General features: G+C 34.9%; 36 protein-coding genes. 22 read left to right on the forward strand and 14 right to left on the reverse strand.

Annotated features, from left to right (window positions below; translation table 11 throughout):
* The first annotated feature begins 4 nt into the window (after positions 1-4).
* The gene (locus C3L23_RS00945; protein ID WP_127679291.1) at positions 5-1,228 is read left to right on the forward strand and encodes a serine dehydratase subunit alpha family protein; all 1,224 of its coding nucleotides are present in this window, start codon (positions 5-7) and stop codon (positions 1,226-1,228) included.
* Here C3L23_RS00945 and C3L23_RS00950 read toward each other — a convergent pair.
* On the reverse strand, positions 1,221-1,751 hold the full coding sequence (locus C3L23_RS00950) for a YiiX/YebB-like N1pC/P60 family cysteine hydrolase (protein WP_127679292.1): 531 nt from the start codon (positions 1,749-1,751) through the stop codon (positions 1,221-1,223). The two genes, C3L23_RS00945 and C3L23_RS00950, sit on opposite strands and share 8 nt — an antisense overlap.
* On the reverse strand, positions 1,727-2,125 hold the full coding sequence (locus C3L23_RS00955) for a DUF4878 domain-containing protein (protein WP_127679293.1): 399 nt from the start codon (positions 2,123-2,125) through the stop codon (positions 1,727-1,729). The genes C3L23_RS00950 and C3L23_RS00955 overlap by 25 nt, the downstream gene beginning before the upstream one ends.
* 110 nt (positions 2,126-2,235) lie before the next feature.
* On the opposite strand from C3L23_RS00955, the gene modA reads away from it, so the two are divergent.
* From modA to C3L23_RS00985, 6 genes are read left to right on the forward strand one after another with little or no spacing between them, the layout of a single operon-like run.
* Positions 2,236-2,952, forward strand: a complete 717-nt coding sequence (gene modA, locus C3L23_RS00960) for a molybdate ABC transporter substrate-binding protein (RefSeq protein ID WP_127679294.1) — start codon at positions 2,236-2,238, stop codon at positions 2,950-2,952.
* A 9-nt stretch (positions 2,953-2,961) separates the two neighbouring features.
* Positions 2,962-3,336 carry a hypothetical protein gene (locus C3L23_RS00965; RefSeq protein ID WP_127679295.1) on the forward strand — a complete coding sequence of 125 codons (375 nt, stop codon included), beginning with the start codon at positions 2,962-2,964 and terminating at the stop codon, positions 3,334-3,336.
* Positions 3,333-4,007 carry a molybdate ABC transporter permease subunit gene (gene modB / locus C3L23_RS00970; RefSeq protein WP_127679296.1) on the forward strand — a complete coding sequence of 225 codons (675 nt, stop codon included), beginning with the start codon at positions 3,333-3,335 and terminating at the stop codon, positions 4,005-4,007. The genes C3L23_RS00965 and modB overlap by 4 nt, the downstream gene beginning before the upstream one ends.
* On the forward strand, positions 4,004-4,858 hold the full coding sequence (locus C3L23_RS00975) for an ABC transporter ATP-binding protein (protein WP_127679297.1): 855 nt from the start codon (positions 4,004-4,006) through the stop codon (positions 4,856-4,858). The genes modB and C3L23_RS00975 overlap by 4 nt, the downstream gene beginning before the upstream one ends.
* Positions 4,859-4,902: 44 nt before the next feature.
* Positions 4,903-5,562, forward strand: coding sequence for a substrate-binding domain-containing protein (locus tag C3L23_RS00980; protein ID WP_127679298.1), 660 nt, complete (start codon positions 4,903-4,905; stop codon positions 5,560-5,562).
* The gene (locus C3L23_RS00985) at positions 5,559-6,233 is read left to right on the forward strand and encodes a molybdenum ABC transporter permease (RefSeq protein ID WP_127679299.1); all 675 of its coding nucleotides are present in this window, start codon (positions 5,559-5,561) and stop codon (positions 6,231-6,233) included. The genes C3L23_RS00980 and C3L23_RS00985 overlap by 4 nt, the downstream gene beginning before the upstream one ends.
* Here the strand turns inward: C3L23_RS00985 and C3L23_RS00990 are convergent.
* The 5 genes from C3L23_RS00990 to nadA all read right to left on the reverse strand — a co-directional run bounded on the left by C3L23_RS00990 (position 6,225) and on the right by nadA (position 9,382).
* Entirely contained in the window at positions 6,225-6,953 is a 729-nt protein-coding gene (locus tag C3L23_RS00990) for a PhoH family protein (RefSeq protein ID WP_127679300.1), read from the reverse strand. The two genes, C3L23_RS00985 and C3L23_RS00990, sit on opposite strands and share 9 nt — an antisense overlap.
* A gap of 144 nt (positions 6,954-7,097) precedes the next feature.
* Entirely contained in the window at positions 7,098-7,376 is a 279-nt protein-coding gene (locus C3L23_RS00995; RefSeq protein WP_127679301.1) for a type II toxin-antitoxin system RelE/ParE family toxin, read from the reverse strand.
* Complete coding sequence (locus C3L23_RS01000) at positions 7,366-7,581, reverse strand: hypothetical protein (protein ID WP_127679302.1); 216 nt, start codon at positions 7,579-7,581, stop codon at positions 7,366-7,368. Before C3L23_RS01000 ends, C3L23_RS00995 begins: the two co-directional genes overlap by 11 nt.
* 2 nt (positions 7,582-7,583) lie before the next feature.
* Positions 7,584-8,405: a carboxylating nicotinate-nucleotide diphosphorylase gene (gene nadC / locus C3L23_RS01005; protein ID WP_127682101.1), complete on the reverse strand. Its 822-nt coding sequence runs from the start codon at positions 8,403-8,405 to the stop codon at positions 7,584-7,586.
* A 5-nt stretch (positions 8,406-8,410) separates the two neighbouring features.
* On the reverse strand, positions 8,411-9,382 hold the full coding sequence (nadA, locus tag C3L23_RS01010) for a quinolinate synthase NadA (protein ID WP_127679303.1): 972 nt from the start codon (positions 9,380-9,382) through the stop codon (positions 8,411-8,413).
* A gap of 77 nt (positions 9,383-9,459) precedes the next feature.
* On the opposite strand from nadA, the gene plsY reads away from it, so the two are divergent.
* From plsY to C3L23_RS01055, 9 genes are all read left to right on the forward strand, one after another.
* Positions 9,460-10,068 carry a glycerol-3-phosphate 1-O-acyltransferase PlsY gene (plsY, locus tag C3L23_RS01015; protein ID WP_127679304.1) on the forward strand — a complete coding sequence of 203 codons (609 nt, stop codon included), beginning with the start codon at positions 9,460-9,462 and terminating at the stop codon, positions 10,066-10,068.
* A 17-nt stretch (positions 10,069-10,085) separates the two neighbouring features.
* A complete protein-coding gene (locus C3L23_RS01020; protein ID WP_127679305.1) occupies positions 10,086-10,427 on the forward strand; it encodes a dihydroneopterin aldolase in 342 nt (113 codons plus the stop codon).
* A gap of 79 nt (positions 10,428-10,506) precedes the next feature.
* Positions 10,507-11,175 carry a homeostatic response regulator transcription factor HsrA gene (gene hsrA, locus C3L23_RS01025; RefSeq protein ID WP_127679306.1) on the forward strand — a complete coding sequence of 223 codons (669 nt, stop codon included), beginning with the start codon at positions 10,507-10,509 and terminating at the stop codon, positions 11,173-11,175.
* Between the two features lies 1 nt (position 11,176).
* Positions 11,177-11,434: a YfhL family 4Fe-4S dicluster ferredoxin gene (locus C3L23_RS01030; protein ID WP_127679307.1), complete on the forward strand. Its 258-nt coding sequence runs from the start codon at positions 11,177-11,179 to the stop codon at positions 11,432-11,434.
* Positions 11,434-12,900: a Ppx/GppA phosphatase family protein gene (locus C3L23_RS01035; protein ID WP_127679308.1), complete on the forward strand. Its 1,467-nt coding sequence runs from the start codon at positions 11,434-11,436 to the stop codon at positions 12,898-12,900. The genes C3L23_RS01030 and C3L23_RS01035 overlap by 1 nt, the downstream gene beginning before the upstream one ends.
* Entirely contained in the window at positions 12,897-13,370 is a 474-nt protein-coding gene (locus C3L23_RS01040) for a hypothetical protein (RefSeq protein ID WP_127679309.1), read from the forward strand. The genes C3L23_RS01035 and C3L23_RS01040 overlap by 4 nt, the downstream gene beginning before the upstream one ends.
* Positions 13,357-14,466 carry an FAD-dependent oxidoreductase gene (locus tag C3L23_RS01045; RefSeq protein WP_127679310.1) on the forward strand — a complete coding sequence of 370 codons (1,110 nt, stop codon included), beginning with the start codon at positions 13,357-13,359 and terminating at the stop codon, positions 14,464-14,466. The genes C3L23_RS01040 and C3L23_RS01045 overlap by 14 nt, the downstream gene beginning before the upstream one ends.
* Positions 14,453-15,220 carry an ABC transporter ATP-binding protein gene (locus C3L23_RS01050; protein ID WP_015902335.1) on the forward strand — a complete coding sequence of 256 codons (768 nt, stop codon included), beginning with the start codon at positions 14,453-14,455 and terminating at the stop codon, positions 15,218-15,220. Before C3L23_RS01045 ends, C3L23_RS01050 begins: the two co-directional genes overlap by 14 nt.
* Positions 15,207-15,905, forward strand: coding sequence for an ABC transporter ATP-binding protein (locus C3L23_RS01055; RefSeq protein WP_127679311.1), 699 nt, complete (start codon positions 15,207-15,209; stop codon positions 15,903-15,905). The genes C3L23_RS01050 and C3L23_RS01055 overlap by 14 nt, the downstream gene beginning before the upstream one ends.
* Here the strand turns inward: C3L23_RS01055 and C3L23_RS01060 are convergent.
* The 6 genes from C3L23_RS01060 to C3L23_RS01085 all read right to left on the reverse strand — a co-directional run bounded on the left by C3L23_RS01060 (position 15,902) and on the right by C3L23_RS01085 (position 20,650).
* The gene (locus tag C3L23_RS01060) at positions 15,902-16,783 is read right to left on the reverse strand and encodes an exonuclease domain-containing protein (RefSeq protein WP_127679312.1); all 882 of its coding nucleotides are present in this window, start codon (positions 16,781-16,783) and stop codon (positions 15,902-15,904) included. The two genes, C3L23_RS01055 and C3L23_RS01060, sit on opposite strands and share 4 nt — an antisense overlap.
* Positions 16,764-17,426 carry a hypothetical protein gene (locus tag C3L23_RS01065; protein WP_127679313.1) on the reverse strand — a complete coding sequence of 221 codons (663 nt, stop codon included), beginning with the start codon at positions 17,424-17,426 and terminating at the stop codon, positions 16,764-16,766. The genes C3L23_RS01060 and C3L23_RS01065 overlap by 20 nt, the downstream gene beginning before the upstream one ends.
* Positions 17,419-18,093, reverse strand: coding sequence for a Fis family transcriptional regulator (locus C3L23_RS01070; RefSeq protein WP_127679314.1), 675 nt, complete (start codon positions 18,091-18,093; stop codon positions 17,419-17,421). The genes C3L23_RS01065 and C3L23_RS01070 overlap by 8 nt, the downstream gene beginning before the upstream one ends.
* Before the next feature lie 25 nt (positions 18,094-18,118).
* A complete protein-coding gene (locus C3L23_RS01075) occupies positions 18,119-18,955 on the reverse strand; it encodes a hypothetical protein (RefSeq protein ID WP_127679315.1) in 837 nt (278 codons plus the stop codon).
* A gap of 86 nt (positions 18,956-19,041) precedes the next feature.
* Positions 19,042-20,322 carry an ammonium transporter gene (locus C3L23_RS01080; protein ID WP_127679316.1) on the reverse strand — a complete coding sequence of 427 codons (1,281 nt, stop codon included), beginning with the start codon at positions 20,320-20,322 and terminating at the stop codon, positions 19,042-19,044.
* Positions 20,312-20,650 carry a P-II family nitrogen regulator gene (locus tag C3L23_RS01085; protein ID WP_127679317.1) on the reverse strand — a complete coding sequence of 113 codons (339 nt, stop codon included), beginning with the start codon at positions 20,648-20,650 and terminating at the stop codon, positions 20,312-20,314. The genes C3L23_RS01080 and C3L23_RS01085 overlap by 11 nt, the downstream gene beginning before the upstream one ends.
* Before the next feature lie 174 nt (positions 20,651-20,824).
* Here C3L23_RS01085 and C3L23_RS01090 point away from each other — a divergent pair, with 174 nt between their 5' ends.
* From C3L23_RS01090 to C3L23_RS01115, 6 genes are read left to right on the forward strand one after another with little or no spacing between them, the layout of a single operon-like run.
* Positions 20,825-21,154, forward strand: a complete 330-nt coding sequence (locus C3L23_RS01090) for a ferredoxin-thioredoxin reductase catalytic domain-containing protein (protein WP_127679318.1) — start codon at positions 20,825-20,827, stop codon at positions 21,152-21,154.
* Positions 21,154-21,885, forward strand: coding sequence for a ferredoxin-thioredoxin reductase catalytic domain-containing protein (locus tag C3L23_RS01095; RefSeq protein ID WP_127679319.1), 732 nt, complete (start codon positions 21,154-21,156; stop codon positions 21,883-21,885). The genes C3L23_RS01090 and C3L23_RS01095 overlap by 1 nt, the downstream gene beginning before the upstream one ends.
* Positions 21,886-21,932: 47 nt before the next feature.
* Positions 21,933-22,226 (forward strand): hypothetical protein, encoded by a 294-nt coding sequence (locus C3L23_RS01100; protein WP_127679320.1) that lies wholly within the window; start codon positions 21,933-21,935, stop codon positions 22,224-22,226.
* Between the two features lie 30 nt (positions 22,227-22,256).
* Positions 22,257-22,592: a hypothetical protein gene (locus C3L23_RS01105; protein WP_246831076.1), complete on the forward strand. Its 336-nt coding sequence runs from the start codon at positions 22,257-22,259 to the stop codon at positions 22,590-22,592.
* Between the two features lie 9 nt (positions 22,593-22,601).
* Complete coding sequence (gene ciaB / locus C3L23_RS01110) at positions 22,602-24,365, forward strand: invasion protein CiaB (RefSeq protein ID WP_127679322.1); 1,764 nt, start codon at positions 22,602-22,604, stop codon at positions 24,363-24,365.
* A gap of 27 nt (positions 24,366-24,392) precedes the next feature.
* Positions 24,393-24,638 carry a hypothetical protein gene (locus C3L23_RS01115; RefSeq protein ID WP_127679323.1) on the forward strand — a complete coding sequence of 82 codons (246 nt, stop codon included), beginning with the start codon at positions 24,393-24,395 and terminating at the stop codon, positions 24,636-24,638.
* 19 nt (positions 24,639-24,657) lie between these two features.
* Here C3L23_RS01115 and C3L23_RS01120 read toward each other — a convergent pair whose 3' ends face one another.
* Positions 24,658-25,209, reverse strand: a complete 552-nt coding sequence (locus C3L23_RS01120; RefSeq protein ID WP_127679324.1) for an HdeD family acid-resistance protein — start codon at positions 25,207-25,209, stop codon at positions 24,658-24,660.
* Between the last annotated feature and the right edge of the window lie 28 nt (positions 25,210-25,237).

Raw genomic sequence — 25,237 nt, forward strand, 5'->3', positions numbered from 1 at the left:
TGTCATGTATACCGCAAAAGAGATTTTAATTTCTCAGATAAAACCTGCCCTAGGTTGTACCGAACCGGCTGCCATAGCTTTAAACGCAGCATATTTAAAAGATCTTACTGATGTGGACGGGAAAATAAATTTGACTATCAATACCAATTTGTTAAAAAACGCAATGTATGTTCCTATTCCGAATACAGGCAGAAGATTTGGAGTTAAATTTGCTTTTGCTTTAGGACTTTTGTGCGGAAATAAAGAAAACGGACTGAATGTTTTTGAGACAGTTACCGAAGAATGTATAAAAAAAGCTGCCGAAATGGAAAAAAATATAAATCTTGAAATCGTAAAAGGCAGTGAAATTTTTATAAAAAGCTCTTATAAGGGGTATGAGGTTTTAACGAAGACGTTTCATGACAATATAGAAAATATAAAAACCCCAAAAAAGGAAATAAAACTTGTAAACAGACAGGAAAGTGCAGATACCGGTGTTATAGAAAAGTGGCTTAAAAATCAGGATTTCGAAGTATTATATGATCTTGTGGAAAAAGAAGATGATTTCTCTTTTATTGAAGATGTTATAAATATGAATATGAAACTTTCAAAAATTGGACTAGAAGAAGACTGTGCACTTAATATCGGTAAAAGTTTTACAGGTAATGATGTAAAATCGAAAATTATTTCATATGCCACCTCTGCTTCTGATGCGAGAATGGAAGGGGTTAATTTCCCTGCCATGAGTCTGGTTGGAAGCGGAAATCACGGAATAAGCGCAACACTTCCCGTATGGATATACGCCAGTGAAAAGGGATTTTCAAAACATGAGACTTTCAGAGCTTTGGCTCTTAGCATGTTAATTACGGTATATGTGAAACTTTTTATAGGCAGACTTTCAGCTATATGCGGCGCCGCATTTGCAAGCGGATGTGGTGTTGCCGGGGCAATATCATATCTTGAAAGTAAAAACAGAAATATCTCAAAAAACGCCGTATCGTATCTGATACAGACAATAAACGGAGTAATTTGCGACGGTGCTAAAATGGGATGTTCTTTAAAAGTAATGCTCGGGGCTCAAAGCGGATATGAGGCTGCTGTTTTTGCATTGGAAAACAAGCCGGTTTTCAGTGACGGTATTTTAGAAGAAAATATAACAAACAGTATTAAAAATCTTAAAAATGTCTCAGATGCAATGAGCGGCGTTGATGATGCGATTGTCGATGTAATGAGAAATAAAGTTATTTAGAGAGTTTAAAATATCTGCTTTTGAGTAGACTCCTTACCGTTATGATTTTTTTATTGTTAAATTTATAAAGGTATGCATAAATGTGCCGGCCTAAAAGTTTATAATATATATAATCAACAAGTTCAGTGCAGTAATATTTATTATTAGTCAGACTGATTTGAGTATCAAATTCTATTTTTTGTTTTTTTAAAGTGTTAATAATTTTTTTTAATTTTTTTTGGTTTATCTTAAACAAGGGTTCTAAAATCACATAAGATGATGCAAGAGACAGGAATGATTTTAAAGGCACTATTTTTAAATTTTCGCCTTTTTTTTCATATTCGATATTGCAGACGTACGTTTTTTTGTTTTTAATAATGATAATACCGGAGTGGGAATATCCGCAGGGATCAATTTGAGAGAAAAGATTGCTTAATATGTTTGATTCTTTTCTAAGGATAATATCTCCTGTTTTTAATACAGGATGTGCATATAAAAAACAGAAAAAGAAAGTAAAAATTATTTTTTTATATTTACTTTCCATCCGTCTTTCGTTTCTACTACCGGAATGCTTTCATTGGTTACTTTCCCGTTAGCCAGAGTCTCTTTTAAAGTAACGAGAGCTTCTTTGCCGTTTTTTTTCACACCCACGACTTCTACGGATTTTAAGTTTTCACCAATTTTTTTCAGACATTTAGGCATATCGTTGTTCATTTCTTCCTGTGAACACTTCATAGCCATTGCCAGGGTGAAAAGCTCTTTTGTGGAATCTGTGGAATACTGTTTGAATGCGTTTGTGTCTCCATTAATAAATGAAGAAATGAATTCTTTTGCAGCAGTTTCAGGCGAATTTTTTTTGCTGCACCCCGTAAAAATCAATACGGCTGTAAATAATACAGCCAATAGCCCCTTTTTCATTCTTTCTCCTTTTATTTAGTAGAATAAAAATTATATCTAAATATTGACTATCAGTAAAAATATAATTATAATAGCGCTATATTTAAAAATATATAACGAAAGGCGATACAATGATTAAACTGCTGCTGATATTGATTTCTTTTATTTTTTCATTTGCTTCCGAAATATATGTGGCTGCTGCTGCAAACACAACATATGCAATGCCAGAAATAATTAAAAAATTCAATCAAAAATATCCTGATGTAAAGGTAAATGTTATTCTGGCAAGCAGCGGTAAACTTACGGCACAGATTATGCACGGTGCGGAATATGACGTATTTATGGCCGCTAATATGAAATACCCCGAGTTTTTATATAAAAAAGGAATTGCTAAAAGCAAACCGAAAATTTATGCAAAAGGGGCAATAGCTCTTTTCAGCGTAAAAAATATTAAACTTGATAATTTCAAAAAAGCTCTGTTAAATGCAAAATCTATAGCCATTGCAAATCCTAAAACGGCGCCTTACGGAAGAGCAGCCGTAGAAGCGATGAAGAATGCCGGTATATACGGTAATGTTAAAAACAGGCTTATTTTTGCCGAAACTGTAAGTGCCGTTATTCCGTATACTGTTAATTCCGCAGATATAGGGATTGTTGCAAAAAGTTCACTTTTTTCCCCTAAAATGAAAAAATACAAAAATTTTGCAGACGTTCCCAAATCTCTTTATAAACCTATAAATCAGGGTATAATAATGCTTAACAACAAAAAAGGCACGGTTAAGTTTTATAATTTTATTTTTTCAGACGACGCTAAAGAAGTGTTTAAAAAATACGGGTATATATTTTAAAGGATTTTTGTGAATAAATTAATCGGCGAGATTACAGATATACAGTCGCTTGAGAGGCTGAATTTAATAAAATGCAAAGTAGGCTCTCAAACTGTGAATGTTTTAATGCTTGAGATGAATATTGACATGAAGCCCGGGAAAAAAGCAGAACTGCTGATAAAACCGACTGCGGTCAGTATTTCGGGGGAAAGATGTTCTTTTGAGAATTCATTAAGAGGTCAGATTTCTGAAATCAATAAAGGCGAAATACTCTCAAGTATAACGGTTGATGTGGAAGGTTTTGAAATAGAATGTATTATGCTCAGCGAATATGATAATTTTGAGAAAAATGTTTTTGTCATGTTTAAAGCAAACGATGTGGCCATAGGAAAGGTTTTTGAATGAATATAGATTTTACCCCTTTTCTGCTTTCTTTTAAGCTGGCGTTTTTTACCACATCGATTTTATTGATTATAGGAATACCGTTTGCATGGTTTTTAAGTTCAACCAAATCTAAATTCAAGCCTGTTTTAGAAGCGATAAGCGCTCTTCCTATCGTTCTTCCTCCGTCAGTGCTCGGGTTTTATCTGCTTGTGTTTCTTTCTCAAAGTTCACCTGTAGGCAGGCTTTTTGAAGAAATGTTTAATATGAAGCTTGTTTTTACATTTGAAGGGCTGGTTGTGGCAAGCAGTATATATTCTTTTCCTTTTATGATACAGCCCTTGCAAAACGGTTTTGAAAATATTCCCAAAAATATTGTCGAAGCGTCTTATTTAAGCGGTAAAGGAAGACTTGCCACGCTCTTTAAAGTAATACTTCCTAATATGAAAACCTCTCTTATGACGGCGGTAATTATTACTTTTGCACATACGGTCGGCGAATTCGGTGTGGTTTTGATGGTAGGAGGGTCAATTCCGGGTAAAACTGAAGTGGCAAGTGTGGCGATATATGATTATGTTGAAACTCTTGATTACGAGAGTGCGCATATTTACAGTCTTATTATGCTTGCAATCAGTTTTGTCGTGCTTTTGTTTGTTTATATTTTTAACGAAAAACAGAAAAAGAGGTTTTTATGATTAAAATAAACATAAAAAAAATGCTCCACGGAAGCAGCGGAGAGATGGAGCTTGCCTGTGATTTTGAAATTGAAAAAAATGATTTTTTGGCAATTTCAGGTCCAAGCGGAAGCGGAAAAACAACTCTTCTCAGAATTATTGCCGGACTTGAAGAGTGTGAAGGGGAGATTACTGTAGAAAGTGAGGTGTGGCAGAATAAGAAAATAAAACTTCCTCCGCAAAAAAGGGAAGTGGGGTTTGTTTTTCAGGATTTTGCCCTGTTTCCCAATATGAGTGTAATTGAAAATCTTTTGTATGTGAAAAAGGATAAAGAATTTGCCTTTGAACTTTTGAAAATGGCAGGGCTTGAAGAACTTGCAGTTAGATATCCGAATACATTAAGCGGAGGACAGAAACAAAGGGTCGCGCTTTGCAGGGCTTTAATGAGAAAGCCTAAAATTTTGCTTATGGATGAGCCTTTTTCCGCACTTGATCCGGTAATGCGTGAAAAACTTCAAAACGACATAGCCGAATTTCATACCAGATTCGATTTGACCACTATAATGGTGTCTCATTCCCCGAGTGAAATATACAGGCTTGCAAATAAAATGATTGTGCTAAACAACGGAAAAGTGGAAAAATTATCCTCGCCTAAAGAACTGTTGTTAAAAACAAGCGGATCCGCAAAATTTGCTTTTGAAGGCAAAATTATAGATATAGTGGGGGTTGATGTGATAAATATTGCGATTATTTCAATTGCCAATCAGATTGTTGAGGTTGTAATTTCCAAAAAAGAGGCGGAAGAATTAAAAATAGGCGATAAAGTCGTGGTATCAAGTAAAGCTTATAACCCTTTAATTAGAAAAATATAAAAAACACACCGTTATATAAAAAAAAATATTACGAAGGAGGCGATATGAAAGCTTTAAGTCTGGCAATGTTATGTTTTATGTATCTGTTCGGTGAAATATATGTGGGAATTCCGGGCGGATACAAAGATATTTTTGTAAAAATGATCAATAAATATAATTCCACACATAAAATAAAGGTAAATGCATTATACGGTCCTATGGGGGTGTTGATGGCTCAGGCAAAGCTGAATAATTTGGATGTTATATTGGGTGATCGTGAAAAGCTGCAAAAAAACGGATTTAAAAACTTTGTAAAACTCGGATACGGCAAACTTGTAATACTTACAAAAGAAAAGCTTAAATGTGTTAATGAAATAAATAATTTGAAAAGACTTGCTTTGCCTAATCCTAAAGGGACAACATACGGAAAGGCAGCAGCAGAAGCATTTAAAAATTTACATTTACATCCTAATACGGTTATTGTTTCTTTAATGCCCCAGGGTATAAATTATTTAAAAATTTCACAATGTGACGGTGCGGTTGCAAATAAAACACAGGAAGTTTTATTAAAAAAAAGATTTTACGCTTTGGAAATTCCTCAAAAATATTACAATACTATTGTGATAGGTTTTTGTGTATTGCATAAAAACCGTGGAGCAGAAGATTTTATAAAATTTTTATCATCTCCTGAAATTGAAAAATATCTGCAAGGATACGGTATATGAGTAAAGAAGCTGTTTTTTCGTTAATTCTTACATTAAAAGTGCTTTGTGCCGATGTGATACTGCTGATTATATTTGGTACTATGCTGGTATACTATTTAATGGAAGAAAACAGTTTTTTAAAAAAAACAGTTTATATGCTTATAGACCTTCCCCTTCTTTTTCCACCGATAGCCACAGGGTTTTTACTTCTTTGGCTTTTTAGGGATAACGGATACCTCGGTAATATATTAAGCAAAATAAACATTCATATTGTATTCGGATTTTGGGGTTTGGTATTAGCCGGATTTGTCGCTTCCGTGTCTTTATTTATCAAGCCTCTTATAGCTTCAATTAGACAGTATCCTAAAAATATAATAGAAGCTTCGTATATTTCAGGTAAAAGTAAATTTAAAACGTTTATATTTATTATTATGCCGGGTATGAAAAAAGTGTTTATAGTTTCTTTTATTTTAAGTGTTTCAAGAATTTTCGGAGAAGTAGGTATCAGTTTGATGCTGGGAGGAAATATTCCATTTAAAACCAATACGATTTCAATTGAAATTTTTTCAGAGGTTTTTAACGGAAACATAGATACTGCTATGAATTTGAGTTTGATTATGTTTGCCGTATCTTTTGTATTGTTTGTTTTTTTAAAATATATAGAAAGTAATATAAAACATGATTTATTCTAACAGTTTTATAGCGATTTCGGTAAGGGCGTTTCTATAAATTTTTTGTAAATCAACCCATGCAAGTGCTTCATGCGGCAGTACCTGCTGCAGTCTGTAAAGTCCGCTGTCCTGTTTTTCTATTGTAGAATAAGTCTGGTGTAAATCGCCTAATAAAAACAGTTTGCTTCCTTCACTCATTCTTGAGAGTATCATACTCATATATTCCCTTGTGATAAGCTGTACTTCGTCAACAATCAGTACTTCTCCTTCAAGAATTGATACGCCCTGAATCATATTTAAAGGAATAATTTCAAATTTTTCAAAAAATAGCTGGGATTTTATAGAGTCGTATGTCTGACCTTTGAGATCTCGGTACAGGAAATTAAGCGCGCTTAAAAACCCTCCCGCCCATTCAAGCATTTTTTCATCTTTGCTTCCCGGCAGAAATCCTATGTCATAATCGCTGCTGATTCCTATAGGCGGTCTGGTTATAAATATTTTCTTTTTGGTCAGACTCAAAGCCGTGGCGGTTGCAAGCAGGGTTTTGCCGCTCCCGAATCTTCCTGTTATAAGACTCGCAGGGGCTTCTACCATTGCATAAACGGCGCATTTTTGGTAAATATCCAGAGGTTCGAAAATTTTGGCGTTTTTTATTCTTATTTTTGAAGTTTCTGGAATGTTGTCAATTCTCTCAATACCTTTATAAGGGTTATAGCAATACGCCAAGTCTCTTTCGTTCATTTCATCGTAGGTAATTATAAAATCCCAGTATTTGAGTTCGTAACTGTGTTTTTGTTTTATGTATTCAATTACTTCTTTTGCAGGTTTGATACCTATAAAATGACCATATTCAAAATTTTTGTCTTTTATTAGAATGGTAACTCCTTAGAATGGTTTATATTTAGTAATTCCTAAGATAATTATTTCCGATTTTGTAATTTTATATGGAATAATATAACCTTTAAAAATCAGGTCTCTGATACTGTCATCATTAAAGTATATTGATTTTCTGTATTTATATGGGAAAAGAGTTAAATTTTCTATTTTATTTTTTAGTTCTTTTTTAAACTCATAAGCAGATTGAGGCTTGTCTTTTTTTATAAAGTTCAAAATTGTCTTCATATCATCAAAAAAATGTTTTTCATAAACGATTTTATAGTTCATCTATTTTATTCCACATTTGGGAGTGCTCTATAATGTTTCCTTTCAATGCTGAGTTTAATCTTTTATTGAATTCGGCTTTATCGTTTTTGAATTTTTCAGACTTGATATAAATATCTTTGGCGATTAAATTGTTAACATAGTCGTTAATATCTACATTTTGGAGGTAATCAATAAATTCATCATTTATTTGGATATTAATCTTCATATTTATCCTTTCATTTTCATTGAGAAATCTTTAAATGTGGCCTGATGGATTATAGCTCCGCTGCTTACGGCGTCTATCCCGGTTTGAACGTAGTTTTTAATGTTTTCAAGAGTTACGTTTCCGCTCGCCTCGAGTAATATGCCTTTATGGTTTTCGTTTCTGTAATTTACGACCTTTTTAATCTCTTCGAAGCTCATATTATCGCACATTACGATATCAGCTCCCGCCTGCATGGCTTCTATTGCCATTTCTACGGTTTCCGCTTCTATTTCTATTTTTGTGGTAAACGGTATATTTTCCCTTGCGGTTTTTACGGCTTCTTCTATAGAGTTAAATAGTGCAAGGTGGGTGTCTTTTAGCATCAGACAGTCATCAAGTCCGAGTCTGTGGTTGGTTACGCCTCCGCATGCCGCCGCATATTTTTCAAATACTCTCAGTCCCGGTTTTGTTTTTCTGGTATCGAGAATATTTAGCTTTCCGTCTGTCAGTTTTACAAACTCATAAGCGTTGCTGGCAATTCCGCTAGCGTGCTGGAGGATATTGAGCATGGTTCTTTCTATTGAAAGAATATCTTTGGCGTTTCCGTAAATTTCAAGGATAATATCGCCATGTTTATAAAAATCACTGTCCCGAAAATAAAAATCAAATTTAACATCCGCCAGTTCGCTTAAATGTTTTATATATTCAATTCCCGCAACTACTCCTTCGCTTTTTGCTCTGATTATAGCGGTTGCGTTTTTATCTATCAGACTTCTGGCCAGATCTCCTCTTCCGATATCTTCGCTTAACGCGTTTTTTAAAAAATCCACTATCTGGTATTTCATCAGGTTCATGACAGCTCCATCATTCTTTGAAGTGCGGTTTTTGCGTATTTTGCAATTTTTGGGTCCACTTCGATTTTATTGTAATCTTTCCCTTCGTCTATCGCTTTTAAAAGTTTATAAAGTTCTTCCAAAGTCGTTTCATTCATTGAAGGACATTCCGGTTTTGTGGAACTTAATACGTATATATTAGGATTTATTTCGTTTTTCATTCTGTTTACGAAATTAAATTCAGTCCCGATAGCCATAGGAGTTGTAGGGTTTTCTTTTACGTAATTCAGAATCTGGGAAGTGCTTCCGGCAAAATCCGCAAGTTTTACCACTTCGGGAGAGCATTCCGGATGAACTACGATTTTGATATCGGGAAATCTTTCTTTGTAAAATTCCACATGTTCGGGCATAAAGAGTTGATGAACGCTGCAGTGACCGTCAAAACATATCATAGTGGCATCCTGCCAGTTTTCTTCTCCGATAATAGCTGAGGTTATACCGAGTCTGTTTGCGATGTTTCTTCCGAGGTTTTTATCAGGAAGGAAAAAAATTCTTTTATTTTGGGCGAGAGCCCATTCGATTATTTTCTGTGCGTTTGAGCTAGTACACGTAAGTCCGCCGTTTTCGGCAACTATGGCTTTTGTTTTGGCTGTTGAATTTATATATGTGATTGGTATAAAATCTATATTGTTTTCTTTCAGGGTTTTTATATTGTTTTCCACTTTAGCCTCTTCTGCCATTCTGGCCATGGAACAGTCGGAAAGGCGAGGCATGTATACGTCAATATCGGGATTTAAAATTTTTGCACTTTCTCCCATAAATTTAACCCCGCAAAATATTAGCGGGTTTTTAAGTGAACTTGTTTTTTTGGCAAGTTCTAGACTGTCGCCTGTAAGATCTGCTAAATCAAATATTTCGTCTTTTTCATAATAATGCGCTGCTATGGTTATATTATGTTTTTTTATAAGCTCTTTTACTTTATTTAGCATTTAGGTCCTTTTTATGCATATGTAAACAATGATTACTTTATAAAAATTATATTATAATTTCACAAAAAAGGAAAAATATGTCACCGTTAATATGGTATTTAATAGCTTATTTGGTAGGAGGAATTCCGTTTGGATATCTAATAGCTAAATATTTTGCAGGGATTAATATAAAAGAACAGGGAAGCGGCAATATAGGTGCTACAAACGTGCTTAGGGTTTTGAAACAGACTGATCCTGCCAAAGCAAAAAAACTTGCTGCGGTTACTCTTTTGCTGGATGCTTTTAAAGGTGCGGCCGTTATACTTGCGGCTAAAATGATGGGAGTCTGTCCGGCTACTCAATGGGCGATAGCTGTAATTGCGGTAATAGGGCATTGTTTTTCCCCTTATCTGAAACTTGAAGGAGGAAAAGGCGTGGCGACAACTGCCGGCGTTCTTTTAGTGCTTGTGCCAAAAGCTGTGCTGGTAGCTATTGTTGTATGGTTTATTATGGCTAAAACGGTTAAAATATCTTCACTGAGCTCTCTAAGCGCGATAATCGTAGGAATTGCGAGTACTTACGTTTTATATCCTGATCTTCCGATACATTCTCACGCTCCATTGATTATTATCGGGTTTATCGTTCTTTATAAACATAAAGACAATATATACAGGCTGATTATCGGGGAAGAAAAAAGAGTAATATAAAAATGGAGAATTGAGAATTGAGAATTGAGAATAATTATAAAATATTAATTGAAAATTTGGAATTTAAGGCTATAATCGGAATATTGCCCGAAGAGAGGGAAAAAACGCAAAAAGTTTTAGTACATGCGGAAATTGAATATGAAGGCAAAAACAATTATATAGATTATGCCGAAGTATGCGATTTAATTGAAAAACTTATGATTGAGAGGAAATTTCTGCTTATAGAAGACGCCATGGAGGCTATAGAAGCTAAACTTCTGGAGAAATATCCTCAGATGAAAAGCCTTGAACTTCATATAAAAAAACCTGAAATTTTAAGAAATGCTTTAGTGGGAGTGAAAATCTTAAGAAAATATTAATTTTTTGATATAATTTTTTCAAGTATTAGGTTTGGGGTCGTATTCGGCCGCTTGCCGAATACGAAATAAAGGAGAGAGTGTGAGACTTCTTGTGATTGAAAAAGACGAAACATTAAATCATCTTATTACTAAATCTCTTGAAGAAGTCGGTTATAAAAGCGATGAGGCTTTTACCGTCAGAGATGGTAAGTATTTTTTGGATGTCAGACATTACAATTTGGCAATTATAGACGCCGATTTCGGTTTAAGCGAAGTGTTTAAATTTATCGATTATGCTAAAGAGATATATCCTCTTATTAAAATAATCGTTATTTCAAACGACCAATCCGTAGAAACCGAAATAAAAGTTTTAAAAATGGGGGCGGATGATTTTATAAGAAAACCTCTGAATTTTGATCTGTTAATTACAAGAATAAACGTAGCCTTAAGAAGCGGTAAAGAGTCGCAAATTAAAATAAAAGATCTGATTATTATAAAAGACGAAGAAAAAATTATTTACAACGGTAAAGAAACATATCTAAAAGGCAAGGCTTTTGAAGTATTTACACATTTGGCCAGATATCCTAACCAGGTTATATCAAAAGAGCAGCTTTTAGATGCCATCTGGGAGGAGCCGGAGCTGGTAACTCCGAATGTTATAGAAGTTGCTGTAAATCAGATACGTCAAAAGGTTGACAAAGTTTTTAAAATTGATACAATTAAGACCATTCGCCGCAGAGGCTATAAATTTTGTTATCCAAAGGAGTAGCATGTCTTTAATGATTAACGATGAATGCATTGCATGTGATGCTTGTGTGGACGAATGTCCAAACGGCGCAATTGAGCCTGCAGATCCAATATACGAAATAGACCCGGACCTTTGTACGGAATGTATAGAGCACGGAGGAGAGCCTCAGTGTGTACAGGTATGTCCTGTAGATGCTATAGTGCCGGATCCGGATAATCAGGAAAGCGCGAAAGAACTGAAATTAAAAGCGGAATTTATTCATAAAGACGAAGAAGAGTAATGGCTAAAATTACGGCTGTAATAGATATAGGTTCTAACTCGGCCAGAATGGCTGTGTTTAAAAAAACCAGCCGTTTTGGATTTTATCTTCTAAGGGAAGAGAAATCCAAAGTAAGAATCAGCGAAGGCGCATATGAAAACGGAGGGAATCTTCAGGATTTTGCAATTGAAAGAGCCATAAAAGCTTTAAAAGAATTTCTTTTAATTGCAAAGTCTTTAAAGGTCAGAAAAATTTTAGCCGTAGCCACCTCGGCCGTAAGGGATGCTCCTAATAAGAGCGAATTTTTAGCAAGGGTCAGAAAAGAACTCGGTATAAATATAAAAGTGATAGACGGCGATAAAGAAGCGTTTTTTGGAGGAGTCGCCGCAGCAAACCTCTTATATGAAAAAAACGGAGTCACCATAGATATAGGCGGAGGTTCAACTGAACTTGCCTTAATTAAGAAAAAGCAGATTCAACAGACTATTTCGCTGAAACTCGGAACGGTAAGGCTTAAAGAGCTTTATTTTGACAAAGGCGATATAGAAGGCGCCAAAAAGCATGTAAGAAAAGAGATAAAAAGACTTGATGAGGCGTTTAAACAGAATAAAGTTTTCGGAATAGGCGGTACTATAAGGGCGCTTTCTCAGGTAATAATGAAAAGAATAGAATATCCGCTGGATATACTGCACGGATTCACCTACGACACCAAAGAACATATCAAATTTTTAAAGTCTCTTATTAAAATGAAAGATGAAGAACTTCTTAAAATAGGAGTAAAGCCCGAAAGGCTTGACGTTATAAGACCCGGAGTGCTTATTTTCACGGAGCTACTGGACTTTTTAGAGGCCAAGCAGGTTATTACAAGCGGTGTGGGTGTGAGAGAGGGTGTTTTTTTAACGGATCTGCTCAGACACGACAACTACAAGTTTCCGGAGAATTTTAATCCCTCGGTCAGAACAATTATTGACGTTTATCAAATAAATACGAAACTTTCTTCATATGAAACGAAAATAGCTTTGGAACTGTTCGATTTATTAAAAGACGAATTTGAACTTGATGAGAAATATAAGCTTCATTTAACCTATGCCATTAAGCTTTCACGTGCCGGCGAGCTTATAGATTTTTATGAAGCGCATAAGCATACCGATTATATACTTTTAAACTCTCTTCATTACGGTTTCAGGCATTGTGACAGGCTTCTAATGTCAAAAATAATCCGCTTTTATAAAAGAAAAAAAATAAAAAAAAGAGAAATTGAAAAATATAAATGTCTGCTTCCTCAAAAGAATATTATTGAAAAACTCTGTAATATTTTCTGGGTTGCTAAACTTGTAAATATTAATCTGTCAATGCCGGAAGTGACTATCAAAAAAGAAAAAAACTGCATAATAATAGAAGGTGAAAATTTATATCTTGCAAAAGAAAGAAGCAAAACAAGAGAACTGTTTTTCGAACTTATAATAAAAGAAAAAGGCATAGAATGAAAAAAACGCTTTATTTGATCCCTTTGGCTTTTTTAGGATGCAGCGTTTCTGATACTACGGTTAAGGTTAAGGAATTTACCAAATGTTACGTGCATCAGATGCCGGCTCCTTTTTGGGTGTGTTATCAATCTTCGTTTTTGAGTGTGGGAAAAGTTCATTCCGAAAAGCTTAACCGTTTAAAGCAGGAAGAAGCTTATTCCCTGGGTGTTAGCGAGCTTATATCCAAGCTTCAGAGTAAAACGAAGCTTTTTTTAAGAAAACTCGGAATAGAAGATAAAAAAATAGATTCGGATATAAAAGATTATGTTATTTTAAACGCTCTTCAGGGCGATACCTGGTACAATAAAAAAGAGCAGATGATATATGTGCAGGTTAAAATAGATAAAGAAGGGTTTAAAAAATTTCTTTTTAACAGATATAAAAAAATAGATAAGAAAGTTTTACAAAGCGCATTTGATGAAACCTTTTGATTTTATAATAATCGGAGGAGGTATTGCCGGACTTTTAAGCGCGTATGAGCTTAGGGATTATAATACTCTTTTAATAGATGAAAACGGAATACTGACTTCCGGAGCAAGTGCGGCTGCGGGAGCGTTTTTGTTTCCTAAAGTCGGATTTGACACCGCATATACAAGATTTATAAACCAGGCGATTGTTGATTCTCTAAAATTTTATGAAAAAGAAGGTATAGATACGCATAAAATTGGCGTAACAATTCTGCCAAGAGATGAGAGGGATATAGAAAAATTTAAACAGTATGAAAAAGATATTAGGCTTCCATATGAAAAAAGATACGGAGGATTTTTCTTTAAAGAAGGTGGGGTGGTTTTCCCTGAAGAGGTAAGAGAAAAAATTAAAGTAGATTTTGAAATCAAAAAAATTGACAAACTGGAAAAAGAAGGCGGTTTTTGGAAAGTAGGAGGATATACTGCCAAAAATGTAATTCTGGCAACCGGGCATAAAACGGTAATAGATATCCCTTATATAAATATTCGTCCTATCTGGGGAGAAAGAATAGAAGGAAGAGGAGAATTTAGAATTGAGAATGAAGATGGAATAAAAGAAGATTTTCTGCCTTGCCATTTTCATAAAAACTGTTCGTTAACCGAAGTCGGAGGAATTATCAAAATAGGTGCGACTCATAAACGAAACTGTCCGGAATGCAAAGAGAATGAAGAAGAAGCTTATGAGCTGATAAACAAGGCAAAAGAGATAGTTGATATTAAAAATTTTGAAATATCAAAAATTATAGGGGGATTTAGGGCTGCTAGTGTTGATTATTTTCCTGTGGTTGGTAAAATTATAGATGTAGATAAAACTATGGAATCAAACCCTAAAATAGTTAAAGGAGAGGTTCCAAAGTTTATTAGTTATTTAGAAGGCCTTTATATTATCAACGGTATGGGCGGCAGAGGTTTTTCTAACGCATATTACTGTGCCAAAGCTTTAAAAGAGCATATTGTCGGAAATAAAGATTTGGGTATTTTAGATACAAAAAGAGTTTTTATAAAATGGGCCAGAAAAAAAGGCGAAGAGTACTTAAAGGAGAAAAATGTTAAAAGTTAAAAACGTAACGAAGCAGTTTGGTGGAGTCGTGGCGATTAAAGATGTTAATTTTGAAGTCAAGCAGGGAGAAATATTTGCACTCGTAGGTCCTAACGGTGCCGGTAAAACCACTCTTTTTAATATCATCACAGGGGCGTTTGAACCTACCAGCGGACATGTTTATTTTAAAGATGAAGAAATTACCGGGCTTAGTCCTGTAAAAATCGTGGAAAAAGGTATTGCCAGAACATTCCAGAATATCAGACTTTTTAATTCAATGACTGTACTTGAAAATGTTTTAATCGGATTTCACAATCATATTGAGTATACGTTTTTCGAAGCTGTTTTCAGACTGCCTAGATTTTTCTCTCAGGAAAAAGTTCATAAAGAACTTGCAATGGAAATTTTGAAATTTTTGAAAATTGACAAATATGCAAATCACAACGCAAAAGCACTGAGTTACGGTAACCAGAGAAAAGTGGAAATTGCAAGGGCTTTGGCGACCGAGCCTGATTTACTGCTTTTAGACGAACCGGCAGCCGGTATGAACCCTAAAGAAACGGACGAACTTGCTGATACCGTATTCAGACTTAGAAGCGAAAAAGAAAAAACAATTCTTTTTATCGAACATGATATGAAATTCGTTCAGAAGATTGCAGACAGGGTAATGGTTCTTGATTACGGTAAAACAATTTTCGAAGGAAAACCTGCCGATATGATGAAGGATGAGACGGTAATAAAAGCTTATTTAGGAGATATCGATGTTGAAGGTTAAAAATTTAAAGGTAAAATACGGTGTTATTGAGGCGGTTAGAGGAATTGACTTTAATGTAAAAGCGGGTGAAATTGTCACTATTATCGGAGCTAACGGAGCGGGTAAAACTTCTACACTTAGTGCTATTTTCAACCTGGTTAAAAAAGAGGGTGAAGTAAGGTTTGTAGAAGGCGATATATCTAAACTTTCAACTGACAAAATAGTTAAACACGGAATGGCTTTGGTTCCTGAAGGAAGAAAGATTTTTATTAACTTAACCGTTGAAGAAAATCTTAAAATCGGAGCATATACGAATGAAGAAAATTACGAAACTCTAAAAGAGGAAATGTTTAGACTTTTTCCAAGACTTAAACAAAAAAGAAACAACTACGGAGGAAGCCTGAGCGGTGGTGAGCAGCAGATGCTGGCAATTGCAAGGGCTTTGATGAGTGAACCTAAAATGCTGGTACTTGACGAGCCGTCCCTTGGTCTAGCGCCTATAATCGTAAAAGATTTATTCGGGATTTTAGTGGATTTAAACAAAAACGACGACGTTACAATTCTTTTAGTAGAGCAAAACGCTGCGGCTGCTCTTAAAATTGCCGATAGAGCGTATGTTATGGAAAACGGTTCTCTTGTTATGGAAGATGAGGCAAAAGCCCTTCTTGCAAGTGACGAAATTAAGAAGAAATACCTCGGAGGTTAATTTCTGTTTAAAATCTCTCCGATTTTTTCTCTCATCCATTTACCCATTTTCATGTTATGATAAGCCCAGCTTAAATACTGCATATCTATTTCGGCTACATCTTCTATTTTCATGCCTTTATATTTGCCGACTCCGAATTTAAACTCCATAGGTTCATCCAGGTTTTCAAGGTGATGTTCTATTGAATATCTCACATCCGGGTCAAGATCCGTGAGGCTCAGCATATATTCTATATAATCCGGATCGTTTATAAGAACGTCTTTTATTTTTTCAAATTTATATTTGCCCTGATAGAATTTATCGTGAAGAACCGGCCTTGTAGTCAAATCGGCAAGCTCTTCAAAGCTTTTATCGAAGTTTTTTACCAGATATTCAAACAAAAGACCTAAAACTATTACATCTCCGAGTGCGTCGTGTGCGTTAATCTGGATATTGTATTTTTCGCATATCTCTTTTTCTTTTTTATAAAGTCCCAGTGCGTATCTGTTATACTGAAGTGAAAACTTGCCTTCCGGAATTAAATGTTTCAGAACCCTAAATGTGTCTACAAGTTTGAAAAACGAGTTAAAACCTTCTTTTTTAAGCATATCAAGGTCAAATTTGGCATTGTGTATTACAAGCAGGTTTTCGGGTGAATTAAGCTCTTTTAATCTTTTATATGCATCGGTGTGTTTTATTAAAGGCTTGTCTTCGACCATTTCGTTCGTAATGTGATGAACGGCCATTGCCTCAAAGCTGATTGGAAGAGGAGGCTTTACAAGCTCGTCGTGTATTTCTTCGATTTCAAGGTTTTCGTTTAAAACCAGATAGCTTAACTGTATTATTCTGTCTTCTTCTTTGTTTCCTGTTGTTTCGGTGTCAAGTATTATTATTTTCATCTATTTCCTTAATAAGTGGTATTTTTATTATGTATCCGTCGTCTTTGTTTAAAATCTCGAAATAAGGAGATTTTATTGTTTTATGTGGTTTGGTTTTTATGCCGATTTCTATAATCTGATATTTTTTATCGTTGATTTTAATATATTCGCCGACGTTTATTTTTGTTGAAATTATAGCTTCTTTTTGGTTTTCAAGCATATCGAAAATTATATCTAAAAGAGCCTTTTTATGTACAAGAATCGTAGGTATCGAAGGGTCGAACATGGTTGTAATGGTTATGTTTTGTTTAAGAGTGGAATATTCTATTGCAAAATTTAAAAGCATGGAAAGGTCTATTTCTTCTAATTCTGTTAATTCTATTGAATGGGTGTTTGTGTTTATAAAAAATCTTATTCCGACGTTGGTATCGTCTTTATAGCCTATACTGTAGCCGTTAAATTCGAAATCTTTGAATTTAACGTGTTTAAACTCCGTTTTTATTCCTGGATTAGCGGGAGCGTTGTTTATCACAAATTCGTAAACTTCTTTTTTATTGACGTACGACAGAAAAATTTCCGCTTCCTGGTTGCAGTATTGTATATGTCCTTTTTCGTTGAATATAATAAGCGGATTTATATCGTATTCACACCAGAATTCAAACATTTAAAGCCTTCATTTTTTTTGTTAAGGTAACTCGGTTTATTTTAAGATGGTTTGCTATTTGAAGTTTGCTTTTATATTTGGTCTTTGCCGCTTTAAAAAGGGCTTTTTCAAAATTGTTCAGTTCTTCTTCATAAGTGAAGTCTTCATTTATGTTTTCAAAATAATCAGTTAAAATTTTATAAACATCCTGTTTGTTTTCAGGCAGAAGGAATTTTGAAAAGATCTGTCTTTTTAAAGAATTCAGGTTTTCGCTTATATCCGGATGTTCAATGTGAATGTTTTTGCTGATTTTTAACTCTTCTTTTGCCTGCTGTTTAAATAAGTCTATAAAATCGTAAATATCTTCCGGGTGTTCTTTTAGAGGTTTTAATTCTATGTCCATAGTGAAATATTTTTTTAAAATTTCTTTGTTTAAAGGCTGTGTTCCGGTGGCTATTAAAAAGTTGTTTTTAAATTCAAGTACCGGATTTTTATCGAAATCTTCCAAGATAACTGGGTTTATTGTGGGGGTTTTGGGATTTATTACGGCATTAGGCGCTATATATTTGGCGAGAAAGGTTTTGCCGACTCCCTTTTCACCCCATATATAGACGTTTATTTTGAGCTGTTTACACATATCGGCGATGTTTTTTATTTTTTTTAAATATTCCGAAGTTGCTAAAAACATAAGCACCTTTTTGCTTATGATTATATCAAATATTTTTGTTTGTTTTTATGAAAAAAGTAAGTGTGGCAATCATTAAAGATATGCCGGCAAACAGCCAAAAAGCATTCGACATTAATGATATGTTTTTTAACGATATTTTAAATACCAGCATTAACGCTTCTATTGAAAGCGCTATAAGAATTGAAATAATAAATTTTACAAACGTTTTCTTTTCTATATTTTCGTCTTTTTTAAAGCTTTTAAAAAACACCTCCTGTTCGAGCAGCGTTTTTGAAAGGTCGAATATTGCAATTGCAATTGTGATGTAAATTATCGGTTTGAAAAAAGACATAATTGAAAGTTCTCCGTATTTGAATATTTCGTATACCGAATATGCCAGTATTGAAAATGATAAAAACATCATAAAAAATCCGCTCAGGGCGTAAAACAGCTTGGTTGTGGAATCAAATACGGTATGGGTTTCCAGAAGTTTTAGCCTTTCAAGCAGCGTTTTTAAATTAAAATCCAAAAAAAGCGTTTTTTCATTTTGAGGAATCGCTAAAGTAATGCATATATTTCCTGTGGCGGAGCTTTTATAAGGCGTACTCATTAAAGAGTTTTTGAAATCTATTTTTTTAAACAGATATTGTCTTGATTTTCCTTTTTCGTTTCCGTCTTCTTTGTTTCTGTAATAATTAGGAGAAATTTGTGTTTTTGACTCATTGTCTACCACATATATCAGTTCTAAAGATTTAAAATATTCAAATAGATGTTTCAAATTATGTTCTGAAAGAAGATTTGATGTGGTATTTAAAATGGTGTCTTTTAAAAATGATTCTATAAAAAATCTGTTTTGTTCGTATATTTCAAGCAGTTCATTCACTGTAAGCCTTTTTTTGGTGATTTATAAAGCTGAATGTGAAATATTGAATTTAAAAAGGAAGTAAAAGAAAGAACTCTTTTACTTGATTATAGATTGAAGCCTTTTTCACCGTGTTCCGCAGAGTCAAGACCCTCTATTTCAGCATCTTCGTCTACTCTTGCTCCGCCTGTTAGAAGACTTGCCACTTTGAGTACCACTGCAGTCATAACCGCAACGAATACGATTGTTACCAAAACTGATTCGATCTGAACCCATACCTGTCCTAATCTGTCTCCGTGTTTTAGAGGACCGTCCCATGCTAAATCTTTAAGAGCGAATATACCTGTTGCGATCGCACCCCAAAGACCTGCTATAAAGTGAACGCCGAACGCATCTAAAGAGTCATCGTATTTGAATATTTTTTTAAGAACCGTTACACCGAAAAATCCTGTAATACTTCCTCCCATGCCTATAACCAGCGCACCTACAATTCCTACAAAACCTGCTGCAGGAGTAATAGCTACAAGTCCGGCAACCGCACCTGAAGCCGCACCTAAAAGAGTTGGTTTTCCGAATTTAATATAATCAAGAATAATCCATGTAACAGCGGCTATGGCAGCTGCAAAGTTTGTCATTATAAATGCGCTTCCGGCTACATTGTCGGCTGCAAATTCGCTACCTGCGTTGAATCCGAACCATCCGAACCATAAAAGAGCCGCACCTAAAGCTGTAAGTATAACGCTGCTAGGCATCATCTGAGTTTTTGGATATCCTCTTCTTTTGCCTATCATAAGCGCTGCAACCAAACCTGCGAGACCTCCGTTCATATGGACGACTGTACCTCCGGCAAAGTCAAGAGCTCCGTCGCTCATTAAAAATCCTCCGCCCCATACCATGTGTGCTACAGGTGCATATACAAATGTTACCCATAATACAACGAATAACAGCCATGTCGAAAATTTAACCCTCTCAATAATACTTCCGCTTGCGATTGCCACAGTAATAGCTGCAAATGTTCCCTGGAATGCGATAAATACATACGTAGGATAACCGCTGCTTTCCAAATCGTTATAGCTTATACCGTTTAAAAACGCGTTTTTCAAATCTCCTATAACTCCGGCTATATTGCCGCTGAAAGCCAAAGAATATCCCCAAAACACCCATACAACCGTTGCTACGGCAAATGCCGAAAATACCATCATATACGTGTTAAGAGCGTTTTTAGCTCTTGTCATTCCGGCATAAAAGAGTGCAAGTCCTGCAGGCGTCATAAGCATAACAAACGCCGTTGCAACCATCATCCATGCGGTATTTCCGCTGTCGAGTTTAGGCTCTCCCGCAAAAGCCAGGCTTGCCAGTCCAAGCAAAGATAAAATTCTAAACAGCATCTCTTCCCCTTTCGCCTGTTCTGATTCTTATAGCTTCTTCCACAGGCAGTATAAATATTTTACCGTCACCGATTTTTCCCGTTTTTGCGTGTTCTGTGATAATTTCAACAGTTTTTTCTACGAAATCGTCATTTACAAAAATTTCGAGTTTAACTTTAGGCAGAAAATCAACCACATATTCCGCACCTCTGTAAAGTTCGGTATGTCCGTGCTGTCTACCGTGTCCTTTTACTTCGCTTACAGTAATACCTGTAATGTCTGATTCGATTAAAGCCTCTTTAACTTCATCAAGTTTAAAAGGTTTAATAATGGCTTCGATTTTTTTCATAAGCGCTCCTTTGTGTTTTGATGTTGTAATTATAATTCTAAAATATTCTTTTGAATGCTCTGTTTGTGATTAAAAATTAATCAATTAATGTACAAAAATTAATCAATAGATATAATTAGTCTGATTTTGACTTTTTTATGAAATATGCTAAAATCAAGGAAAAAAGGAGATTATATGTTAGCGCCTAAAAGAAGCGATGTTGATATGAACAGTGAAGAATTTAAAAAAGAAGAAGAAAAAACAAAAAAATTCGTACAAAAAGTAGTGGACCAGTTCGGGTGGTGTTTTAATCCGGATAAAGAAGTGTATGACGCTATCGTTATGGGTCTTACAAGAAATAAATTAATGTACGGTAAAAGATACTGTCCTTGTTTTATACCTGTGGGAGACAAAGAAGACAGAATCTGCCCTTGTAAACCGGCAGTAGACCATGAAGTGGCCGAAGGGTGCTGCCACTGCGGAATTTTCTGTAATCCTGAAAAATGTAAAGAGATGGAGGGATAATGAAAGCAGTCGATATAAATTCTCCTGAATTTCAGCAGGAATTTCTTAAAACAGAAAAGTTTGCGCATAAAACTGTTGAACAGTTCGGATGGACTTTTCATCCGGATGAAGAGATTGTCGAGAGAGTTTTAAAAGGCCTTACTAACAATAAGGTTGTTTACAGGAAAAGATTCTGTCCATGTTTTCCGATAGAAGAGAAAGACGGCAGATACGTCAGCAGCGATAACAGAATCTGTCCTTGCCCGCAGGCTATAAAAGAAGAGATTCCAAATGAGGGGGTATGCCACTGCGGAATTTTCTGTACTAATGAATTCGCTCAAAACTATAATAAAGAACATCCTAAAAAAGAAGCCAGGGAAGTTGAAGGTTTAAACGTAGGAGAGCTTGAAAGAATTTTAGAAAAAGAGCAGATTTTAGGCGAAGAGCTTGAAATACTTTTAAAGGCGAGAGAAGCCGGACTGGTGGATTTCAAGCTTATTGACATTAGAGAACCTTTTGAAAATCAAATGATGAGAATAAAAGGAACGGATGAACTTCTGCCTATAAGCAGGGTTCAGTATGATTTGGATAAATGGATGCAGTATAAAGATAAAAGAATAATTATTTACTGTCATGTAGGAAGCAGAAGCGGATATCTCCAAAGAGCTCTGCAGCAGCAGCTTGGATTTACCAAAGTCGGAAACCTTACTTACGGAATTGCCGATTATTACGGCGAAATAGAAAGAGGATAAAACAGTTAAAAATGAAAAATGTGAAATGAAAATTAGGAGTTAAAATAATGTTTGTTTTAGGAATACCTGTTAAAGACAATATCTGCGTTGGAAGCCGCGAGGCTGAAAAATTTGCGAAAGTTTTCGTAAACAACGGACAGATTGAAAAAATAGATTATGTTGATAACAGGGATGATTTGGTGGGGTTAGTGCATTTTTTTATAACTCCTAAAGAAGAGTATGTTTTTGATTTTTTAGAAGCCGGAGCGGAACCTTTAATGACGCCTTCGGAAGAAATGAGCATTAACGATATAGTAGAGGCGTTTTTATTCAGAGAGCTTTTTTCTTACGGAAGCGTATAAGAAGTGAAAAATTCTGGTGGAGAATTGAAAATGGATAATGGAAAATTAATTAATGAAATCATAGGATATGAGCCGAATATAAACGTGGGTGTGACGAGCGAAGAATTAAAAAAATTAATTGATTCGGAAGAGAAAAACGTAGATGTTTTAGATGATGATTTGAGTGCAAAAAGGTTTTACCATTTCATCGTATGTGATAAAAAAAGGGAAATCAAACCGCTTTTCAGAGCGCTTAGAAACGGCGGATATATGATTTCTCTAGTTGATATGGACGATAATGAACTGTATGATATAGGATTTAGCGCATTAAACAGAATGGACGGAATGCTGATAGCGAAAAAAGTCCATTCATGGAACGACTGGTAAAGGATGAATATGTTTTTAGAAGCTGCTTACGAGGTTGTAAGAAAAAGAGACGAAAAAATAAACGGGTATTTTAAAAAATGTCCTGACGATATAAGAGCTTTGTTTGAAGCGATTTTAAGAGAGCTCGGGCTTGAAATAAACGAAGAGAATCTTCTGAGTCTTAAAAAAAGATTTTTTCATCTGCGTGAAGACAGTATTTTAAATCTTCTCAAAAAAGGGAATTTCAGCGAAGAGGAAATAAAAGAGATTCAGCTTGATTTATATGAGCTGACAAAAAATTTCTGGTTAAAAGAACATGAAGAACTGATTCAAAACATGGTACCGTTTGTGGGACCTTTTTACGCCGAGATATTAAGAGGCGTGCACAAAATAGGGATAGCGTTTTCTAAATGGCAGCCTAATTGGACTAAACATATCATTCATACGGTAAATGAAGATTTGAGTAAAGAATTCGGAGGTGACGAAGCAAAAGTTATGGCTTATCTTCTGGAAAAGGACCTTTTGGATAAAGGGCACGACGGAGAAATAGGAGAAAGATGCTATTCTGTATTGGTAAAAGGCGAAAGCGGCAATTATATTGCAAAATGTTATTCCGAAATATTTGAAGATGAAGTAAATGAAGCGGTAAAGGCGATAGATGAGCTTATTTTGAATCTTGAAAATCTTGAGGATGAATATAAACTTCAGTGGATTTTATATTTCCATGCTCTTAAAATGGCTCTTTTAGAAAAAAACAGACACGAACTGATAAAAAAATGGGCGGATGTTGATAAACTCTGGATGGATATAAAATCCCCTATCCAGGTGGGACACCCTCTTGAATATTATGAAGACAAATACAGAAAGGCCGTTGCGCTTGAGCTTGATGTGAGAATCCAAAATCCTAATCTTAAAAGCGAAGTAAAAGAAAATATCGTCAAAATGTATAAAACATACTGCAAAAACGAAAATCTTTTAAATACCGCACTTGCGAATATAGATAAAACACAGCTGTACATTTCATTTCCGGCTACTTTTTACGGAGCGGAGTTTAACGGGCTTTTTAGCGCACAGGTGGTTCCTAACGATGAGATAGTAAGCAGGGAAAAAGGCAAAAAAATATTTGCTTTTGTAGACAAAGTGTATGAAGATATAAAAGCCAGACCTAAAATGGCTTTAAGCTATGAGATTTTAGGCAAAGAGTTTATGGATAAATTTTATAAAGATTTGGAAGATAAAGATAAATTTATAAAAGTTTACGATATTACGACCATCGGGCATGAATTCGGACATATTTTATGGGTGGATGAAAATACGGAAAGCGTAATGAACAAATCTGGAATGTTTAAAAACGTAGAGGAGTTTAAAGCTACTACCGGCGGGCTTATGGCGTTTTTTGAGAATGAAGATACGGAATTAAGAGAAGCCGTTTTGGAAGATACGATAAAAAGGGCTGTAGGACTTATAGCATGGATGGAAGTTGATGAAGTTCTTCCTTATTATATCGAGGGGCTTATCCATTTAACGGGACTTTTTGAAACGGAAGTTGTGAAATTTAACGGTGCAAGTCTGGATTATGATTATTCTAATTATGACAAGCTTAAAAGCTGGTATAAATCTACATATTTAAAACTTGCGCAGTATTATGCAGAAAAAAAAGACGCTAAAGAGTTTTTAGACGGATTTATTTATAAAGATAAAAATTATTATCCTAAAAATAAAGATGCAGATGAATTTGTGAAATATTATTATCAAAGATACAGGGAAATCGGAGATAAAATATACGGCGGTTAATAACACAGCATTGAAAAAGGGGGTAAAATGCAACACGGTAAACTTGATTTGAGTATAGAAAATATAAAAAGACTGCATGAAAAATGTAAGGCTCAGGGTAAAGATCTGTATATGTTTTTGAAAGATGAAATGCCTGATATATCTACTGAAGACAGACTTAAATATTTAGCAACGGTTTTGAATGATTATATTGAAGAGTATGAATGGAATGAACAAGATAAGCGTCATAAAGACAATGGATATTCAATTGTTAAATTTTGGCCTAAGAAATGAATAAAAAGAAGAACACGAATTAATCGTGCGCTCCTTTTTTAGATAACCAACCGAGATAGATTAATACAAAACCGTCCATTAAGAAGCTGATACCTACTATGATACCAACTGTAAACGGTGCGTTAAACGGCCATCCTACGATCATAATGATACCTAACAGCAAACTTAACAGTCCGTTTAGTGCAGCTAATCCCCAACCTTTTAACGGTTTTAAATCAAGCGCCATTCCGAAACTTGCAAATGCGTCCATAAAGAAATACGCCGCAAAAAGAATAGCTACCGCCGCAATACCGCTGCCAGGCCAGATTAATAAAAGTATACCTGTTACAAACAGCAAGAATACTTTAAACCATGCGCCTAAAGATTTTTGATGCGCTTTAAAAGTGATGTATCCTTCAATAATACTGCTACTTATAAACATTGCACCTAAGAAAATTACGAAAGCAACGCTTCCCGCAAACGGATTGATAATTGCAAATGTACCTGCAAGTACCATTAAAATACCTGTGATTATCGACATTGTACTGAATTCTTTCAGTTTTTCTTTGTCGATGTTGTTTAATACGAACATTTTTTCCTCCTTAAAAGTTTTACAAGAG

Origin of the sequence: Nautilia sp. PV-1, assembly GCF_004006315.1 — a bacterium.
In the GTDB taxonomy this organism is placed as follows: domain Bacteria; phylum Campylobacterota; class Campylobacteria; order Campylobacterales; family Nautiliaceae; genus Nautilia; species Nautilia profundicola_A.

Coding starts and splice junctions, on each gene's coding strand:
- C3L23_RS01070 (WP_127679314.1), bottom strand. CDS start 18,093: ATGTTTTTAGCAACTTCGGAATATTTAAAAAAAATAAAAAACATCGCC.
- C3L23_RS01000 (WP_127679302.1), bottom strand. CDS start 7,581: ATGAAGATTAATATCCAAATAAATGATGAATTTATTGATTACCTCCAA.
- C3L23_RS01100 (WP_127679320.1), top strand. CDS start 21,933: ATGTTTGTTTTAGGAATACCTGTTAAAGACAATATCTGCGTTGGAAGC.
- C3L23_RS01060 (WP_127679312.1), bottom strand. CDS start 16,783: ATGAAAATAATAATACTTGACACCGAAACAACAGGAAACAAAGAAGAA.
- C3L23_RS00985 (WP_127679299.1), top strand. CDS start 5,559: ATGAGTAAAGAAGCTGTTTTTTCGTTAATTCTTACATTAAAAGTGCTT.
- C3L23_RS01045 (WP_127679310.1), top strand. CDS start 13,357: ATGAAACCTTTTGATTTTATAATAATCGGAGGAGGTATTGCCGGACTT.
- modB (WP_127679296.1), top strand. CDS start 3,333: ATGAATATAGATTTTACCCCTTTTCTGCTTTCTTTTAAGCTGGCGTTT.
- C3L23_RS00980 (WP_127679298.1), top strand. CDS start 4,903: ATGAAAGCTTTAAGTCTGGCAATGTTATGTTTTATGTATCTGTTCGGT.
- C3L23_RS01050 (WP_015902335.1), top strand. CDS start 14,453: ATGTTAAAAGTTAAAAACGTAACGAAGCAGTTTGGTGGAGTCGTGGCG.
- plsY (WP_127679304.1), top strand. CDS start 9,460: ATGTCACCGTTAATATGGTATTTAATAGCTTATTTGGTAGGAGGAATT.
- C3L23_RS01035 (WP_127679308.1), top strand. CDS start 11,434: ATGGCTAAAATTACGGCTGTAATAGATATAGGTTCTAACTCGGCCAGA.
- C3L23_RS01120 (WP_127679324.1), bottom strand. CDS start 25,209: ATGTTCGTATTAAACAACATCGACAAAGAAAAACTGAAAGAATTCAGT.
- C3L23_RS00975 (WP_127679297.1), top strand. CDS start 4,004: ATGATTAAAATAAACATAAAAAAAATGCTCCACGGAAGCAGCGGAGAG.
- C3L23_RS01065 (WP_127679313.1), bottom strand. CDS start 17,426: ATGTTTGAATTCTGGTGTGAATACGATATAAATCCGCTTATTATATTC.
- C3L23_RS01095 (WP_127679319.1), top strand. CDS start 21,154: ATGAAAGCAGTCGATATAAATTCTCCTGAATTTCAGCAGGAATTTCTT.
- C3L23_RS00995 (WP_127679301.1), bottom strand. CDS start 7,376: ATGAACTATAAAATCGTTTATGAAAAACATTTTTTTGATGATATGAAG.
- C3L23_RS00950 (WP_127679292.1), bottom strand. CDS start 1,751: ATGGAAAGTAAATATAAAAAAATAATTTTTACTTTCTTTTTCTGTTTT.
- C3L23_RS00990 (WP_127679300.1), bottom strand. CDS start 6,953: ATGAACGAAAGAGACTTGGCGTATTGCTATAACCCTTATAAAGGTATT.
- modA (WP_127679294.1), top strand. CDS start 2,236: ATGATTAAACTGCTGCTGATATTGATTTCTTTTATTTTTTCATTTGCT.
- C3L23_RS01055 (WP_127679311.1), top strand. CDS start 15,207: ATGTTGAAGGTTAAAAATTTAAAGGTAAAATACGGTGTTATTGAGGCG.
- C3L23_RS00945 (WP_127679291.1), top strand. CDS start 5: ATGTATACCGCAAAAGAGATTTTAATTTCTCAGATAAAACCTGCCCTA.
- C3L23_RS01090 (WP_127679318.1), top strand. CDS start 20,825: ATGTTAGCGCCTAAAAGAAGCGATGTTGATATGAACAGTGAAGAATTT.
- C3L23_RS01085 (WP_127679317.1), bottom strand. CDS start 20,650: ATGAAAAAAATCGAAGCCATTATTAAACCTTTTAAACTTGATGAAGTT.
- C3L23_RS01115 (WP_127679323.1), top strand. CDS start 24,393: ATGCAACACGGTAAACTTGATTTGAGTATAGAAAATATAAAAAGACTG.
- C3L23_RS01080 (WP_127679316.1), bottom strand. CDS start 20,322: ATGCTGTTTAGAATTTTATCTTTGCTTGGACTGGCAAGCCTGGCTTTT.
- C3L23_RS01105 (WP_246831076.1), top strand. CDS start 22,257: ATGGATAATGGAAAATTAATTAATGAAATCATAGGATATGAGCCGAAT.
- nadA (WP_127679303.1), bottom strand. CDS start 9,382: ATGCTAAATAAAGTAAAAGAGCTTATAAAAAAACATAATATAACCATA.
- C3L23_RS01030 (WP_127679307.1), top strand. CDS start 11,177: ATGTCTTTAATGATTAACGATGAATGCATTGCATGTGATGCTTGTGTG.
- C3L23_RS01040 (WP_127679309.1), top strand. CDS start 12,897: ATGAAAAAAACGCTTTATTTGATCCCTTTGGCTTTTTTAGGATGCAGC.
- C3L23_RS00955 (WP_127679293.1), bottom strand. CDS start 2,125: ATGAAAAAGGGGCTATTGGCTGTATTATTTACAGCCGTATTGATTTTT.
- nadC (WP_127682101.1), bottom strand. CDS start 8,405: ATGAAATACCAGATAGTGGATTTTTTAAAAAACGCGTTAAGCGAAGAT.
- ciaB (WP_127679322.1), top strand. CDS start 22,602: ATGTTTTTAGAAGCTGCTTACGAGGTTGTAAGAAAAAGAGACGAAAAA.